Raw genomic sequence first — 16423 nt, 5'->3', positions numbered from 1 at the left:
GGCATTCGTTGGGAGCAGACGGACTATGCCGCGAGCGGCAGCGTCACGGTCGCGCGGGGCACGGATGCCACGACGAACTCGCCGCCCGCGGCATCCACCTTCACGCCCTCGCCATCGCCGAGCTCGCCGCTCACGAACAGGTCGCTGATGCGGTCGTCGATCTCGCGCTGGATGACGCGGCGCAGGGGCCGGGCACCGTACTCGGGCTCGTAGCCGCGTTCAGCCAGCAGCGACACCGCGGCATCCGTCACCTCGAAGGCGACCTCGCGCGCGGCGAGCCGCGACGCGGTGGCGCCGAGCATGAGGCGCACGATCTGCGCGAGCTGCGGCTCGTCGAGCTTCTGGAACAGCACGATCTCGTCGATGCGGTTCAGGAACTCGGGGCGCATGGCCTCGCGCACCTTGCCCATGACGCGGTTGCGCACGTCATCGGAGGAGCTGAAGCCCGAGCCGTCCGTCGAGGCGACGAAGCCGAGTGCACCCGAACGCGACGCGAGGAACTCCGAACCGAGGTTCGAGGTCATCACGATCACCGTGTTGCGGAAGTCGACGGTGCGGCCCTGGCCGTCGGTCAGGCGTCCGTCGTCGAGCACCTGCAGCAGCAGGTTGAACACGTCGGGGTGCGCCTTCTCGATCTCGTCGAACAGCACGATCGAGTACGGGTTGCGCCGCACGCGCTCGGTGAGCTGCCCGGCCTCGTCGTACCCGACGTAGCCGGGAGGGGCGCCGACGAGCCGCGACACGGTGTGCCGCTCGCCGAACTCGCTCATGTCGAAGCGCACGATCGCCTGCTCGTCGTCGAAGAGCGACGACGCCAGCGCCCGCGCCAGCTCGGTCTTGCCGACACCCGTCGGCCCGAGGAACAGGAACGACCCGACCGGGCGCTTGGCGTCGCCCATGCCGGTGCGGCTGCGGCGCACGGCCTTGGCGACCGCGGTGACCGCGTCGTCCTGACCGATGACGCGCGCGTGCAGCTCGCCCTCAAGGTCGCCGAGGCGCTCTCGCTCGCTCTCGGTGAGGCGGTTCACCGGAATGCCGGTGGCCCGCGAGATCACCCCGGCGATCTCGGCCTCGTCGATCACGGTCGAGCGCTCGGCCGCGTCGGAGCCGAGCCCGGCGGATGCCGCGGCGCGCCCCTTCTCGGTGGCTGCCTCCAGCCGATCCTGCACCTTCGAGATCTCGTCGCGAATGCGCGAGGCCTCTTCGTAGTGCTCGGCGCCGACGGCGGCGTTCTTGTCGGCCTCGAGGTCGGCGAGTCGCGCGATGAGCGCGGAGACATCCGTCTTCATGCCGAGCTTGAGGCGCAGACGTGCACCTGCCTGATCGATGAGGTCGATGGCCTTGTCGGGCAGCACCCGGTCGGTGAGGTAGCGGGCGCTCAGCTCGACGGAGGCGCGGAGCGCGGCATCCGTGTACTGCACGCCGTGGTGCTCCTCGTAGGCGGGCTTCAGCCCGTGGAGGATGAGCACGGCGTCTTCGATGGAGGGCTCCCCCACGCGCACCGGCTGGAACCGGCGTTCGAGGGCGGGGTCCTTCTCGATCGTGCGGTACTCCTTGAGCGTCGTCGCGCCCACGAGGTGCAGCTCGCCGCGCGCGAGGCGCGGCTTCAAGATGTTGCCCGCGTCGGTGCCGCCGTCGCCCGAGCCGCCCGCCCCGACCACGGTGTGGATCTCATCGATGAAGATGATGAGCTCGCCCTTGTGCGCGGCGATCTCCTCCATGGTCTTGGTGAGGCGCTCCTCGAAGTCACCGCGGTAGCGGGTGCCCGCGAGCATGCCGGGCAGGTCGAGCGAGATGACGCGCTTGTCGAGCAGTGCCTCGGGCACCGACTCCTCGACGATCGCGCGGGCGAGGCCCTCGACGATCGCCGTCTTGCCGACGCCGGCCTCGCCGATCAGCACCGGGTTGTTCTTGGTGCGACGGCTGAGGATCTCGATGGTCTGCTCGATCTCGTCGGCACGGCCGATCACGGGGTCGAGCTCGCCGTTCGCGGCCAGCTCGGTGAGGTCGGTGCCGAACTTGTCGAGCATGGGGGTGTCGGATGCCCCGGCGCCCGGCATGCCCGAGGCATCCGTCTCGCCGTCGGCACCCGGCATGCCCGCTTCGACCGTCTCGCGCATGCCCTGCGTGAGGGCCTCGGCGGTGACGCCGGCGCGCGCGAGCACCTGGCCGGCAGGGGCGTCTTGCCCCAGCACGAGCGCGAAGAAGAGGTGCTCGGGGTCGATGTAGGTCGAGCCGGCCGAGCGCGCCACCTGGTAGCTGTGGAACAGCGCGCGGGAGGCGCTCGGGGTGATCGTGGCCGCGTTGATGTCGGCGGTCTCGCCGGCAGCGGGCAGGCGCGCCTCGGTCGCGGTGATGAGCCGCTCGGGGGCGACGCCGATGCGGGCGATCGCCTGCTTGACGCTCTCGTCTTCGACGATCACGCGCAGGATGTGCAGGGCGTCGAGCTCGGTCTGGCCGCGCTCTAGCGCGAAGCGTCCTGCTTGACGCAGGATGCCTTGAGTACGGGCGGTCAGGAACCGGCTGAGGTCGATCGACCGAGCCTGACGCGCCTGCTCACCCGCGAGGTAGCGGGCGAGAAACTCGTCGAACGAGCTCGCGCCGGCTTCGGGGTTGAAGTCTTCGGGCACCAATCCTCCTGGAACTTGAGTGGGGTACGCTCAAGTTCAACGCGGAGGGGGCGTGGGTATTCCCGCGGACCCTGAGGCATCCCGGCCGCAGGCCACTCCTTCACACTCAACGATCCGTTTCGCACACTCAACGATCCGTTTCGGTGGGTGGCCGAAAGCAAGTCATGAACCGTATCGTCGTGGTGCTCTGGATCGTCGCATGCCTCGGCCGTGGCTAACGCTCCCCTCTAGTCGAAGGTTGCGACGAGCCGACAAGGGCAACCTTGCAGCGGCACTCTCAATCTGAAGCGTGCCCTTCGGCCGAAAGGATGGATCGGACCAGTTCCGCCTTGACTCCTTTACCGTCCAACTCATGGTCGAGTGCCATCGCTCGGAGGCGAGGTACTGTCAGCCTCTCCAATTCCCCCTGGCGTCGTGCTCTGCGTTCGCCCGGTGCCGGTTGGCGGAGAGCGCGCAGGCGCATCACCTGGTCTTGTCCTGCGGGAGTCAGCATCCAGTAGCGGTTGTGGTCGCTCATCGTCCTCTTCTTCTTGCCGTGCGCAATTAGGTCAAGCGCGAACAATTGGACAAGCACATCGCCAACGGTCGCGTCCGACACCTCTCTCTCGGACCATTCGAGGATTGCGTCCGGCCATTTTTCCGTCTGCTCCCGTATCAAGCTTCTTCCGAGGTTTTGAAGTGATTCTCTGATTTCCCTCTCCGATGCCTCGTCCATTAGCGACGGCCCGACCATCTGAATGATCTCGTTCCAGGTCGTTTCGTACGCGATAGTCCAGACGTAGGTCTTCCTTAGATACGACTGCTTCGCTTGGTCGCGAACGTGCTTGCCCGTGATTCTTATGGCGAAATCGAAGGGGTCCTCGCCCGACGCGAGACCCTCGATCTTTGGCAAGGCCTCGGCCTCGCTCTTCTCGGCCGCTGCCTGTCGAAGTTCAGCTAACTCGGCTCGCAACTCCGCCATTCGCGCTTCCGTCTCAGGCGTCATCGCCATGTCACCGCGCACCCAACCAGGCCGGGGAAAGTCTCGCTGCAACTTGATCAGCCCGCGAGAGACAACTCCACCGAGTTCAGCGGGCGTCGTGTACTCCTTAACGATCTTCTGCTTGACCTTCTCGCGGAACGCGTCCAGCTTCGTCCGCGCCTCAGGATTCAGCTCCGTGCGGCCCGCAGGGATGTCATTTGGATGCCCGTGCACAAACCCCATTACGGGAACGCCTTGCTCGACGGCGTAGTCGTACTCCATCTCAGTAAATGACACACCTTCTGCGGTTGTGCTGCCATACCGACCGCCGACGATCACCAGGTAGTAGTCGCTCTGGTCAATCACTTGCTTGATGAGCGTCCACTGGTCGGTGTTGCCTGCTGCGAAAAGTTCCATACCCGCGGGTATCGCGTCCATCTCAAGCAAGGCTTCGATGACCTCGCGCCGCTCATCGATCAAGTCGATGAATGTGGAACTGATAAAGACCTGATACCGACGATCCATTGCGTCAGCATATTGGCGATACCGACAAGGACGGCGAAGCACAGTGCTGCTCAAGAGCTCCAAACTGGCAATGCAGATCGAAATCCGCCGCTGGCTCCACCACGTCGCCACCCCGACAGCGGACCAGATACTCGGTTTGGGGCGCCACTCCATGCCGCCCGCGATCTCGATAGCGTCGTTCAAGCTCGGCGCCTCGAAGGTTTCATTTCCTCATGAGCAAAGTCTTTCCGACGCCCTCGCTGGCGCCTCCGTCGCACCTCATTGCCCACCAGATCATCATCGACAACCGCCGAACCGAGAACGAATGCGACCGGGTTGGCCGAGGCGCCATCTTGAGGTCTGTTCCAACGCTGTCGGTCGGAAAGGTGGTGCACCAGCGCGACCCCGAATCCTGCGCACGAGCTTCAACGCCGACGACCTGCCCAAGATCGACCAACGCGAAGGAGCCCACCCACCGACGTTCTCTTCAGTTTGTCGTCCCCGATCGGTGTTGCTGCGCGCTCCGATGTCATGCCATGCCATTTGTGTCGGTACCCGATATGCTCCGCAGAGCGCACGAGGGCGTGTTCCAAAGGAGATGCAATTGGGTTTTTCTGAATGGCTGGCGATTGCGCTCTTCGTCGTCGGTATTCCTGTGACGTGGTTCCTCGCTCGCCGAAACCGTCAAAGGCCAGACCTCCGTTACGCGATCGACCAAGAAGAATTGATCGCCCCCGACGACTCGCTGCTTAATGGTGGCCTTCAGCTCAAGTTCCGTGGCGCTGAACTTACTCGCCTCACCCGAACATACGTAGCTGTCTGGAGCAAGCGTGGCGACACGATCCGACGCGACGACCTCACTGCTGCTGATCCGCTCCGCATCAGATTGGGCCCTGACGACTCCGTACTCTCTGCACGGATTGTCACCATGAGTCGCACCCAAATTCAGGCCAACACCTCCGTCACGAGTCCTGGTGTCGCCGAGATCAGCTTTGATTTCCTCGACCCGACGGACGGATTCGTCGTGGAGGTCCTTCACTTGACGAATGCCGAAGCAGAGCTTGGCGGCACACTCAAAGGTGCTGATATCCGCGAGATCAAGAACGTCGACCTTGCACCCCGGGCTCGCGAACGGGCAAAACTCGGATTCATCGCTCGTGTTCGAGACTACTATCGGGGGCCGCGTCTCGCAGTGCTCTTCATGGCAGCAATCACCTGCTTGGCCGTGGTCTTGATTTTGCTCAGCGAGTTCCTCCAGTGGGATCTCCGACCCATCCTAGGATTGCGGCCACGCCTGGAATCCACGCCGGTTGAAGAGCGTGTGCTATTTCGAACGGTGGTCATGGTCGCCACTGTTCCAGTCTTGCTCCTGCTGCTGTACTCCATCTTGACTCCGCTGAGACGACGCATTCCCCGAGAAATCCTGATCATCGACCAGCAAGCCACATTCGAATGGTCTCAAGGAGTGCCGCACGAGAAGTTCCCGGATGGTGCCATCAATGTCGGGCAGACGATCTTGCACGACCAATTCGGCCCAGGTGTCGTGGTCAGAATTGCCGGCGGTCCGAATGAGGTCATCGTTGTGGAGTTTGATGATTACGGGACGAAGCGACTCGCCGCAAACATCGCACCGATCGCTCCTGGCGCCTAGCGGCCGCCGAGACCACGCGGAGGTGCACCACCCGTGGCGGGTGCACATCGAGGGCACTGCGAACGTGATCGAGGCGGCTGTGCGGCGAGTTGGAGACCCCTAATCCCCTAGTCCTTGAGGAGTGAGGGCAGCCCATGCTGCACCCCACGCCGGCCTAGGTCGTTCTTGCCTGCGATCGTGCCCGCTATGGCGTCGTAGCAGAACAGCGCAATGCCGGATTGATCCGCGAATCCTATTGCGGAGGGTGGGTACACCCCGGAAGTGAAGAACAGGGGTTTGCGACGATCGACTGCGGCCACGCCGGCAAGTTCGCGCATCGAAGCGATCGAGATCGAGGCGCGGTAGTTCTTCACTTGCGCGATAAAGAGGTCCGAGACGACATCGATCCCGCCATCACCTGAGAACTGAGTGGTCATGGCGGCCGGGGCACCCAGATACCGCATCCATTGAGCAACAAGTTCTTCGGCGCCTCGATCTGACACCCCAAACGGCTGTGGCGCTGGCGCAGGATCTACCACGGGTTGAAGAGGGTCGGTGATCGCACCACGCGCGATGCCTTGTCGCCTGTCTCTCTCCCGTCGCGCAGCAAGGTGGGCATGTTGTAGGAGCCAGGTGGTGTAGCGAGCTCGTGCGAGCGGCAACGGCTCATTGCCGCCATCTGGATAGTCGACCGATAGAGCTGGTTTAGCGCGAGCGGCTACTGCTTCGATCAATTGGCTGTCATCGACCCAGTGCGTGCCAAACGAGTTGAGCGCGTCGATGCCGATCTGACGGTACTTGTTCACCTCAGCCATTTCTCGCGCTGTGGAGGGCGGCACCCTCTCCGCAACGTAGTTCATTACTTCGCGGTAGGCATATACAGCGCTGAACTGCGGCAGATCCACAGGGTCGACCATATTGCGTATCACAGCGAGAGGGAACGATTCCGTAACTTGAGCACGAGATCAGAACCGCGCGGAAGCGTTCGCGATTGAAGGACTCAGTCCAGGCGAGTCATCGCCAGATCCGGCAGTGAGAGTTGTGATCGCGCCGCGCGACTGAAACGGTCGATCGCCGTCACCAATCGTTGCGTCGGGTCGCCCTCAGCCGGCCGCGGGTCGGCTTCGCCGGTAGCGACTTTGACTACCGCGTAGGCCTCGCGTTGTACCCGCAGGGCGGCTTCACCCAGCATCGGATTCGCCAGAACGAGCAGCTTGCCACACTCAATGCGCAGTTCTTGATGCGCGGAATTCAGGGCTTCTGGGTCCGACGCTGCGTGCTCACCCGCAAGATGCCAGAGCCGCCGAGTGGCACCCAGAAACGAAACGCTCAGATCGAAGACATCCCTATCCCACCGGTGTTTGAACGAGCGGCGTTCAGTCATCACGTCGTTCAACGCGGAGAACAGGAACGCGACGAGCGCAGCGATGGCGGCGGTGAGCACAGTCTGGAGCACACCGCGATGTTATCGACGAGACGGCCGTTGGGCCGCAGCCCGAATCCACGACATCGACGCCTCCGAGCCGGCGGCGGGTGCCCGTCGACTTGTCCCGCGGCTCGGGCGTCGGCCCGCAAGTTGGGAACCCCGATCGCTCCCGCAGCGCGGTGGGTTCCCCGGACCCGGCCCGGCTCGAACGGGCTGCCACCCTCGCCGAACTGCGGGTTGGATGCGTCCTTACCGGGTAGACGCACCTTGGGCGGGCTCCCACGCATACTACGGTCTCAGTCATGACCCAGCACCCCCGCACCGCGATTACCGGCGGCACCGGATTCGTCGGACGCCACCTGGCCGAACGGCTCGGGCCCGAGGCATCCGTCGTCATCTCTCGCCGCACCGGCGTCGACACCAGTGATGTCGACGCGTTGACGCGAGCGTTCGAGGGGTGCGAGGTCGTCGCGCACTGCGCGGGCATCAACCGCGAGATCGGCGACCAGACCTACCAGCGCGTGCATATCGAGGGCACCGCGAACGTGATCGAAGCGGCCAAGCGCGCCGGGGTACGCAAGGTCGTCATGCTGAGCTTCCTACGGGCACGACCCGACTGCGGCTCGCCGTACCACGAGTCGAAATGGGCGGCCGAAGAGCTGATCCGCGCCTCGGGCCTCGACTCCACGATCCTCAAGGCCGGCATGATCTACGGCCGCGGCGACCACCTCATCGACCACCTCAGCCACACCGTGCAGACGCTGCCGGTGTTCGCGACCGTCGGCTTCCGCGAGAAGCCCATCCGGCCCATCCCGATCGACGACCTCACCGACATCCTCGTCGCCGCGATCGACGGACGGATGCCGCGTGCAACGGTCGCGGTCGTCGGCGCCGAGCAGCTCCTGCTGTCGAAGGCCGTGCGGCGCGTGGCATCCGTCGTCGGACACCGCGTGGTCGTGGTGCCGTGGCCGGTGTGGGCGCAGTTCGCGCTCGCGCAGGTGACCGAGTGGACCATGAAGGTGCCGCTCGTTGCGAAGGCCCAGGTGCGCATGCTCGCCGAGGGCGTGACGGATGCCTCGCCGCCCGCGGCATCCGTGCCCGACGACCTGCGGCCGCGGCGCATGTTCACGGCCGAGCAGATTCGGGAGAGTCTGCCCGAGGCGGGCGGGTTCGGGTGGAAGGACCTGCGCATCGGCCGGTGAACCTGTCGCCCAGCCTCGGCTGGTCGGAGACGCTGAGCGTTACGAGAGGCCGACGCTCGATCGGAGGACTTCTGCACGGAGCTCCTCTTCGAGCTGCGCTGCTATCGCCTCGACCTCGACCTTTGTCACCAAGCGAAGAGCGCCCCTCGGAGAGTTCGGCACGAAAAGCAGGGACAGGTCTCGACCCTCATGACGAACCGAGATATTGATCGCGGGGGTCCAGCGAACACCGACGAGAGACTCCCCGCCCTCGATCGCGGCGATCTGCTGAACCTGAACCGAGACACGAGGCGTCGCCGCACCCCCCGCGAAGAACAGCAGTTGGCCGTCTGCAATGACGACCGTGCCTAGGGCATTCGGCGAGACTCGTGAGCCCAGTATGCGAGCGGACTCGACGAGCGGCGCTGTCGCGGCGAACCCGAACTGTCGAGCGTTCGGATACCGCTCGGCGAGCCGAACACGTCGCGAGCGGGCGCTCAGGAAGAGCCAGCCGGAAACGGCCCCGACGGTCAGAGCAGTGAACACGAGAGCGATGACGACGCCATCGAGGGTCGCGGAGCCATTTCGCTGAGCGGAATCCGCCACACGCACGACCTGGATTGCGGCGAGCCCGCCCGCGATGACCACGACGATCACCACCGGCATCCACCGGCGAAGTCCGGTCGGTTTGCGTTCGGCCATAGTCATTCCTCTCGTATAGGGCATCAGCATATGGGCCCGCAGGACGGCACCTGCAACGGTCGTTCGCTCACGACCCAACGGCAACGCCGACGGCATGAGCACCCGGCGACGGGACACCTAGACGGCGACCGCATCGGCGATATCGGCGGCGACGAGGTCGGCATGCAGCACGCCGGCGTCGGACCGTCGGCTTCGCTAGGCGGAGGCCCTCAGGGGTTCGAGCGCGGCGAGGATGAGGTCGAGGCCGAACATGAACTCCTCTGCCGGGTCGTAGCCGGCAGCGACGAGCCCGGCGGCGGACTCGTTGAGGTAGGGGAACTCGTCAGGAGGAAGTAGGGGCAGGTAGACGTCTTCGGTCATGTCCGCGAGATCGTCGGCGGTGTCGAACGGCAGGCTGGCTGCCTGCAGGGCGTAACCGTAGACATAGCTGTTGAGCAACCAGTTCGCGTGCGTCGCCGTCAGGACCGAGAAGCCGGCCCTTCGCAGGCAGGCGGTGACCGCTTCGCGGTGGCGGAGGTTCGCAGGCCCCGGCGATGTCCGCGACTCCATCAGGCTGATCGCCCACGGGTGGCGTGCGAGAGCCTGTTGGGCAGACAGCGCCTCCCGTCGCATCGCCGACTGCCAGTCGGCATCTTCGGGCGGGAGTTCGATCTCCTCGAACACGATGTCGATCATGGCGTCGAGCAATTCCTCTTTGCTCGCCACGTAGCGGTAGAGCGTCATCGCGCCCGCGTCGAGCTCGCCGGCCAGGCGGCGCATACTCAGCCCGTCGACACCATCGCGGTCAGCGAGCCGGACCGCCTCGACCACCACCCGCTGCTTGCTCAGCCCCGCGTCTGACGCGACCTGGCGTTGTTCCCTCGCAGACACGGGTCACCTCGCTCTCTCGAATGACTTGACAAGCGTACAGCGTACGCGCCATAGTACAGTGTACGCGTACGCCGTACGCGTACGCCGTACTCATGGCGACCCGCCGCCACTCCGACGAACGGACCGCTCCTCTGGAAGGAAGAACCGATGACCATCCGAACGAACACCCCGAACCGGCTCGACAACTCGCCGGTCCCCGTGCGGGCCAAGATCGCCGCCGCATGGGCCAGCTTCATGTTCCTCTACGTCTACGTCGACGTCCTCAACTTCTACAAGCCCGGCGTCGTCGACGGCATCCTCGATGGCCTCGTCTGGAGGTTCGACGTCAGCCCGACGTTGTTGACCGTCATGCTCGCGTCCGTGGCGATCCCCGCCCTGATGGTGATGCTCTCCATGACACTGCCCGCCCGGGCGAACCGCGCCACGAATCTCATCGTGGCGTCGCTCTACATCCCCTACTCGGTGTTCAACGCGGCAGGGGCGACCTGGGAGTGGGCGTTCTTCTACGGCATCTCCATCGGCCTCGAGGTGTTGCTCCTGGCCTTCATCCTGCGCTCCGCCTGGACCTGGCCTCGAACGCGCTCCGACGCTGCCGATGTCGTGACGGCCGACCGGCTTCGGCAGGACCTTCGATAGGAGACAGCGGCGACCGCTCACCTTGCTAGCGTGGCGGCATGGACGAGCAGATCGCACCCGTGCTCGACCACCTCGACGAGGCCGACCCCGGTGAGATCGTCGGCGTCTACCTGTACGGCTCAGCCGTCTCGGGCGGCCTCCGCCCCGACAGCGACATCGATCTGCTCGTCTTGGTGCGCCGCTCGCTCACCCGCGGCGAGCGCGGGGCACTCACCCGTGTGCTGCTCGACGCCTCGAGCGGGTCGGCGCACACCCGCACGCTGTCGGATGGCAGCCGCGGGCGCCCGCTCGAACTGACCTGCGTGGTCGTCGGCGAGAACCGACGCTGGCCGGAGCCCCCGGTGCACGACTTCCAGTTCGGCGAATGGCTGCGGGCCGACATCCGAAGGGGCCACACGCTGGAGCCGACCATCGACCCCGACGTGCCCATCCTGCTCGCCACGGCGCAGACCGCGCACCGGGTGCTGCGCGGCCGCCCGCTCGCCGAAGCCGTCGACCCGGTGCCTCCCGCCGTGCTGCGCGAAGCCATGCTCGCGACCATCCCCGACATCCTCGAGGAGATCGAGGGCGATGAGCGGAACACGCTGCTCGCCTTCGCCCGTATCGTGACGACGCTCCGCACGTGTGAGATCGTGCCGAAAGACGTCGCCGCCGCTTCGGTGGCGGCCACGCTGGAGCCGAACGAACGGGCGCTCCTCGAGCGCGCACGCGCCGGCTACCTCGGCGAGGCGGCCGACGACTGGGCTGGCCTCGGCGACGAGGTCACCGCGCTCTCCCACGCACTGGCGGCGCAGGCGCGGCAACTCGCAGCGGCCGACGCGATCGCGTAGCGGTATCGGGGGAATCCGCACTCGACCGCGCACCGCGCCCGGGCGCATCATTGCCTCCATGACGACGCTCAGCCTCTCCGACCGGCTCAAGCTCGACCTCAGGCATCGACTGCGACCGATGTCGGGCCGCAACCCGGATGACCCGCATCGCACCGTCACCCCGCTCGAGCTGCTCTACGACCTCACGTATGTCATCGCGTTCGCGGCAGCGGCCGACGAGCTCGCCCACGCGCTCTTCATCGGCGAGGTCGGAGCGGGCGTCGGCGCGTACCTCTTCGCGATCTTCGGGGTGTCATGGGCGTGGCTCAACTTCACGTGGTTCTCGTCGGCCTACGACAACGACGATGCGCTGGTGCGCGTGGCGGTCGTCGTGCAGATGGTCGGGGTCGTGATCTTCATCTTCGGCCTGCCGGTCAGCTTCGAGGATGCCGCACACGGAGCGAGTCCGAACAACATGCTGCTCGTGGCGGGCTACATCGTCATGCGGGTGCCGCTGATCGCGCTGTGGTTGCGCGCGGCGCGCGAGGATCCGGCGCGTCGCCGGACATCCATTGCCTATGCGGTCGTGATCGCGGTCGCGCAGGTCGGCTGGCTGCTCACGACCATCCCCGGGATTCCGACGGGTGCGGTCATCACTGCCCTCGTCGTCTTGGCCACCGCCGAACTCATCGCCCCGCTGGTCATCGAGCGCCGATACGGGCGCGCGCCCTGGAACGCCGGGCACATCGCCGAGCGGTTCGGCCTGCTGACGCTGATCACCCTCGGAGAGGTCATCGCAGGAACGGTCGCGGCGGTCGGCGCCCTGGTCGGAGAGCAGGGATGGTCGGTCGCGGCCGTCGCAATCGTCGCGGCAGGGCTCGTGATCGCCGCCGGGCTGTGGTGGGCGTACTACCTCATCCCGTCGAGGACCATCCTGCTGCGATGGCCGGAACGCACCTGGGGTTGGCGCTACGTGCACCTGCCCTTGTTCGGTGCCATCGCCGCCGTCGGTGCCGGCCTGCACGTCGCCGCCGAGGGCGTCGAACACCAGGAGCTCAGCCTGCTGCAGATCACCCTCGCTCTCGCGGTGCCCGTGGCCTGCGTGGTCATCCTCGTGTTCCTGATCTGGAGCGTGCTCATGCGCTCGATGGACTTCACCCACGTGCCGCTCTTCCTCTGCAATCTCGTGCCGCTCGTCGCCGCGGTCGTCATCGCCGCCTCCGTGGATGCAGGGGATCCCATCGACCTTGAGCCGGGCGGCGACCTCACCGCCCTCGTCACCGTGATCGGGCTGGTGTCGCTCTCCTGCGTCATCGAGGTCGTCGGCCACGAGCTGGTCGGCTACTCGCACACGCTTCGCGCCGCGAAACGGCACCTGCTCGAGCCCGAGATCGAGGCGAGGCGCACGTAGGGCAGGTCCACGAATGTGCCGCCCGCGCTACCGCACCAGCTGCGCCACCTCGCCGAGCCGCCCGAGCTTGTTGGGGTTGGCGATCGAGAAGATCCGCGTGATCTTGCCACCCTCGACCTCGAAGCAGATCGCACCGGCGAGCTGGCCATCGACCTCGCCGCGAATGGCCGGATGCCCGTTCACCCACGTCGGCCTCGCCTCGAACGGCACGGCGAGTTTCGAGAGACCGCCGAGCAGGTAGCGGGCGATCTTGTCGGCGCCGTGGATCGGCCGGAGCGCGGCACCGCGCACGAGTCCGCCGCCGTCGGCGACGGAGACCACATCGGGTGCGAGCACGTCCATCAGTCCTTGCAGGTCGCCCGAGTTGACCGCGGTGAGAAACCTCGCGACGACCGCCTCCTGCTCGGCCCGGTCGACCGTGACTCGCGGGCGCCGGGCGGCGACGTGATCCTTCGCCCGGTGGGCGATCTGCCGCACGGCCGCCGGCGACTTGTCGACGGCCGCCGCGATCTCGTCGTACGGCACGTCGAACACCTCACGCAGCACGAACACCGCGCGCTCGGTCGGGCCGAGCGTCTCGAGCACCGTCAGCATCGCGATCGAGACGCTCTCGGCCAGCTCGACGTCGTCCGCGACATCCGGACTCGTGAGCAGCGGCTCGGGCAGCCACTCCCCCACGTACGACTCGCGCCGCCGCGACATCGTGCGCAGTTGGTTCAGGGCCTGTCTTGTCACGATGCGCACGAGGTAGGCGCGCGAATCGCGCACCTCGCTGCGGTCGACTTGATCCCACCGCAGCCACGACTCCTGGAGCACGTCTTCGGCGTCGGCTGCGGAGCCGAGCATCTCGTACGCGACCGTGAAGAGCAGGCCGCGGTGGGTGACGAACGGATCGTCGGTCATGAGGCCGAGCCTATGGCACCGGCCGCGGCATTCACCCGGGTGGCGAGCGGCGGCATCTCACAGGCATCCGCATAGCCCTCGGAATGGATGCCGAGCGCCACGTTCATGCGCGAGCTCATGTTCATGAACGCGACCTTTGCGGTGAGCTCGATGAGTGCGGCCGGGCCGAGAGCGTCGAGCAGCGCAGCCGACTGCTCGTCGGTGACGGCGGGCGGGGTCTGGCTCATCGCCTCCGCGTACTCCATGACCCGACGCTCGACGGGTGTGAACACGGATGCCTCGCGCCAGTTCGGCACCTGCCGCGCCTTCTCCTCGTCGAGGCCCTCGTTGTGCGTCTTGTAGTAGTTGAAGTCGAGGCACCAGCTGCAGCCGATGTACGCCGCCGTCGCCATCACCGCGTAGCTCGCGAGGTTCTCGTCGAGCTCATCGAGCGCATCGATCTTGCGGCCGATGCCCATCGAGGCCCGCATCAGGGCGGGGTGGTGCGCGAGCACGCCCATCGAGTCGGGCACCCTGCCAATCATGCGGCGGGCGGCGACCTTCACGACCGCTCCGAAGACTCCGGTGAGCTCGGTCGGCGGGATTCGGGTCTGGGTGGTCATCATGTCCTCCTGTGATCGTCGACGGCCCGGGTTGGTTCCCGGATGATCCGTCGACATGAAGACACCGGATGTCGCGCGGTTGTGACATCCGGGTGGCGAGAGGCCCAGCGCGCAGCTGATCGAGGGCGTGACGGATGCTTCGCCGCCCGCGGCATCCGTACCCGACCACCCGGCGATCGGCTCAGAAGCCGTCGACCACACGGCGCGGGAGAACCCGAACACGCTCGATCGTCGCCTCCCGCTCGGGCCCACGGGCGAAGGCCCGGGCGACGGACCACGACGGATTCGCGCGCGCGGCCGCTGCGAACTCCTCGATGATCGCCGCTTGCGCACGGGTCGTGCGCCAATGGGCGAGCGTGCCGTAGTAGACCGCAGCGCGGCGTCGGCCTGCCGCATCCGTCCAGGTGAGCGCGAGGACGTTCAACAGGTTTCCGCTGCGGTCGGCGTTCCAGTCGTTGATCCAGCTGCTCCAGGTCTGCGGAGTGCAGCGGATATCGCCATCGACCAGAACCGTCTTCGTCGTGAACCAGCTCCGCACTCGCATGTCGTTCGGACCGAACCAGACACCGATCAGCGGCAGGCGGAGCAGGAGGAAGAGCCCGATCGCAGTACCGGCGATGACGAAGGGCAGCATCACCCGGTCGCCACCCGTCTGCACATACGACGGATTCGGAACGAAGAGGCCGACGAGAGCCGACCCGACCAGCAGTGAGATCGTCGGAACGCCCAACCACCGGGCGCCGTTGCCGGAGCCCTTCAACCGCTGACGCATGCGATGAGTGTACGGGCGCGCGGCTCCGTCGAGTCACGAGACAGCGCAGCGTCGATGAGGGGGAACTGGCATACCGATTTCGCGAAAGCGCTCGCCTCGCGCGACTACACCCGCCCGTCCAACACCTCAGCGGGAAGGACATGCGGGTCAGCCGCGCCTCGTAGGCTGGAAGCGTGCCCCGACTTCACGCAGAGCCCGACCTCTCCAAGTGGGTGCCCATCACGGACTCCCTCGGATTCCGCGGCCGCCGCCACCGCAAGGCGGCGATCGCGATGCTGCTCTCGCAGGCCAGGGGGCCGGGCGCCGCACCGACCGGTGCCGGCAGCGGCTTCAGCGCATGGGCGATGAGCCAGGCCGTTCCGTTCCTGATGCGCAAGGCGGCCGGGCGCGTGCTCGTCTGGGTCTGGAAGGCGGAGCCCGAGCTGCTCGTCGTGATGGCGCAGGTGCAGGAGGCGACACCCCAACTGCGGATGGCGCGGGCATCGATGCCGATCGAGTACGACGACACCGAGGAGTTCCGCGGCAACTACCTCGGCGTCGGTGAGAAGCTCGCGATGCCGCTGCCCGAGGGCGGTCGCCCGCCGTTCGCCACGTACACCTGGGACCTCGGCTCGCACTTCGTGAGCGTGACGGCCGTGTGCAGCGATCGCGAGCGGTTCGGCACCGTCATCGGAGCCGTCGACGACCTCGCGCGCGGCCTTCGCGTCGTCGACGATCTCACGATCGGGGAATCGGCGACCGTGCTGCGGATCGACCCCGCCTGATGATTCGCGTCGTGCTCTTCGATCTCGACGGCGTCATCCGACACTTCGACCCGGGTCACCTGGCCGACATCGAACGCAGGCATGGGCTCGCTGCCGGCACGATCGCCGGCGTCGCCTTCGCGACGCCGCTGATCGAGGAGGTCACGACCGGGCGCATCACGCGAGCCGAATGGGTGCGTCAGGTCAGCGCTTCAGCCGGAAGCGCACCGGCCGCCGAGGAGTGGGGCGTTCAACCCTCGGTCGTCGATGAGGCGATGCTGGATCTGTCCGATGAGCTCCGCAGCATGGGCCTCACGACGGCGGTGCTCACCAACGGCACCGACACCATCCCGGCCGAGATCGCTGCGCTCGGCATCGCCGACCGGTTCGATGCGATCTTCAATTCCGCCGACATCGGCTTCGTGAAGCCCGATGTTCGCGCGTTCGAGCATGTGCTCGATGCCCTCGGCGTGACCGGCGCAGAGGTGTTCTTCGCCGACGACACCGCCTCGAAACTCGTCGGCGCCGACCGTCTCTCGATGCGCACCCACGTGTTCGATGGCGTCGACGGCCTTCGCGACCAGCTCCGAGCCGCAGGTGTCGGGGTTCGATAGTCCTCGACAGCACTGACGAAGAATCCGTG

Annotated in this window: 16 protein-coding genes; 7 read left to right on the top strand and 9 right to left on the bottom strand. The window is 66.3% G+C overall.

All coding sequences use genetic code 11. From position 1 onward, the window contains the following. Nucleotides 1-23: 23 nt before the first annotated feature. Together ACFCVM_RS18360 and ACFCVM_RS18355 are read right to left on the bottom strand one after the other, a co-directional pair. Nucleotides 24-2630, bottom strand: coding sequence for an ATP-dependent Clp protease ATP-binding subunit (locus ACFCVM_RS18360; RefSeq protein ID WP_375838175.1), 2607 nt, complete (start codon nt 2628-2630; stop codon nt 24-26). Between the two features lie 277 nt (nt 2631-2907). After that, nucleotides 2908-4116 carry a DUF4062 domain-containing protein gene (locus tag ACFCVM_RS18355; RefSeq protein WP_375838174.1) on the bottom strand — a complete coding sequence of 403 codons (1209 nt, stop codon included), beginning with the start codon at nt 4114-4116 and terminating at the stop codon, nt 2908-2910. A 70-nt stretch (nt 4117-4186) separates the two neighbouring features. On the opposite strand from ACFCVM_RS18355, the gene ACFCVM_RS18350 reads away from it, so the two are divergent. Continuing rightward, complete coding sequence (locus ACFCVM_RS18350; protein ID WP_375838173.1) at nt 4187-5746, top strand: hypothetical protein; 1560 nt, start codon at nt 4187-4189, stop codon at nt 5744-5746. A gap of 107 nt (nt 5747-5853) precedes the next feature. Here ACFCVM_RS18350 and ACFCVM_RS18345 read toward each other — a convergent pair whose 3' ends face one another. After that, complete coding sequence (locus ACFCVM_RS18345; RefSeq protein WP_375838172.1) at nt 5854-6630, bottom strand: restriction endonuclease; 777 nt, start codon at nt 6628-6630, stop codon at nt 5854-5856. A 95-nt stretch (nt 6631-6725) separates the two neighbouring features. Next, the gene (locus tag ACFCVM_RS18340) at nt 6726-7181 is read right to left on the bottom strand and encodes a hypothetical protein (RefSeq protein WP_375838171.1); all 456 of its coding nucleotides are present in this window, start codon (nt 7179-7181) and stop codon (nt 6726-6728) included. 272 nt (nt 7182-7453) lie between these two features. On the opposite strand from ACFCVM_RS18340, the gene ACFCVM_RS18335 reads away from it, so the two are divergent. Continuing rightward, the gene (locus tag ACFCVM_RS18335; RefSeq protein ID WP_375838170.1) at nt 7454-8353 is read left to right on the top strand and encodes an SDR family oxidoreductase; all 900 of its coding nucleotides are present in this window, start codon (nt 7454-7456) and stop codon (nt 8351-8353) included. Nucleotides 8354-8392: 39 nt separating this feature from the next. Here the strand turns inward: ACFCVM_RS18335 and ACFCVM_RS18330 are convergent, their stop codons facing one another. Both ACFCVM_RS18330 and ACFCVM_RS18325 read right to left on the bottom strand, forming a co-directional pair. Continuing rightward, nucleotides 8393-9034 carry a hypothetical protein gene (locus ACFCVM_RS18330; RefSeq protein WP_375838169.1) on the bottom strand — a complete coding sequence of 214 codons (642 nt, stop codon included), beginning with the start codon at nt 9032-9034 and terminating at the stop codon, nt 8393-8395. Between the two features lie 195 nt (nt 9035-9229). Continuing rightward, entirely contained in the window at nt 9230-9844 is a 615-nt protein-coding gene (locus ACFCVM_RS18325) for a TetR/AcrR family transcriptional regulator (RefSeq protein WP_375838168.1), read from the bottom strand. A gap of 207 nt (nt 9845-10051) precedes the next feature. Here ACFCVM_RS18325 and ACFCVM_RS18320 point away from each other — a divergent pair, with 207 nt between their 5' ends. Genes ACFCVM_RS18320 through ACFCVM_RS18310 form a run of 3 tightly spaced genes read left to right on the top strand, consistent with a single transcriptional unit; the run spans nt 10052 to nt 12760 of the window. Continuing rightward, entirely contained in the window at nt 10052-10540 is a 489-nt protein-coding gene (locus tag ACFCVM_RS18320; RefSeq protein ID WP_375838167.1) for a DUF6326 family protein, read from the top strand. Nucleotides 10541-10578: 38 nt separating this feature from the next. Next, on the top strand, nt 10579-11370 hold the full coding sequence (locus ACFCVM_RS18315) for an aminoglycoside adenylyltransferase domain-containing protein (RefSeq protein ID WP_375838166.1): 792 nt from the start codon (nt 10579-10581) through the stop codon (nt 11368-11370). Between the two features lie 58 nt (nt 11371-11428). Then, complete coding sequence (locus ACFCVM_RS18310; protein ID WP_375838165.1) at nt 11429-12760, top strand: low temperature requirement protein A; 1332 nt, start codon at nt 11429-11431, stop codon at nt 12758-12760. Nucleotides 12761-12787: 27 nt separating this feature from the next. On the opposite strand, the gene ACFCVM_RS18305 is transcribed toward ACFCVM_RS18310, so the two are convergent. From ACFCVM_RS18305 to ACFCVM_RS18295, 3 genes are all read right to left on the bottom strand, one after another. Further along, nucleotides 12788-13663 (bottom strand): RNA polymerase sigma-70 factor, encoded by an 876-nt coding sequence (locus ACFCVM_RS18305; protein ID WP_375838164.1) that lies wholly within the window; start codon nt 13661-13663, stop codon nt 12788-12790. After that, on the bottom strand, nt 13660-14265 hold the full coding sequence (locus ACFCVM_RS18300; RefSeq protein WP_375838163.1) for a carboxymuconolactone decarboxylase family protein: 606 nt from the start codon (nt 14263-14265) through the stop codon (nt 13660-13662). Before ACFCVM_RS18300 ends, ACFCVM_RS18305 begins: the two co-directional genes overlap by 4 nt. Before the next feature lie 181 nt (nt 14266-14446). Next, nucleotides 14447-15037 (bottom strand): hypothetical protein, encoded by a 591-nt coding sequence (locus tag ACFCVM_RS18295; protein WP_375838162.1) that lies wholly within the window; start codon nt 15035-15037, stop codon nt 14447-14449. A 173-nt stretch (nt 15038-15210) separates the two neighbouring features. Here ACFCVM_RS18295 and ACFCVM_RS18290 point away from each other — a divergent pair, with 173 nt between their 5' ends. Then, on the top strand, nt 15211-15801 hold the full coding sequence (locus ACFCVM_RS18290) for a hypothetical protein (protein ID WP_375838161.1): 591 nt from the start codon (nt 15211-15213) through the stop codon (nt 15799-15801). Nucleotides 15802-15812: 11 nt separating this feature from the next. Continuing rightward, nucleotides 15813-16394, top strand: coding sequence for an HAD-IA family hydrolase (locus tag ACFCVM_RS18285; RefSeq protein ID WP_375838160.1), 582 nt, complete (start codon nt 15813-15815; stop codon nt 16392-16394). Nucleotides 16395-16423: the final 29 nt, after the last annotated feature.

It is taken from the genome of Agromyces sp. NPDC056389, from assembly GCF_042262385.1.
Classification (GTDB): Bacteria; Actinomycetota; Actinomycetes; order Actinomycetales; family Microbacteriaceae; genus Agromyces.
This window is presented reverse-complemented; position numbering and strand designations above follow the sequence as displayed.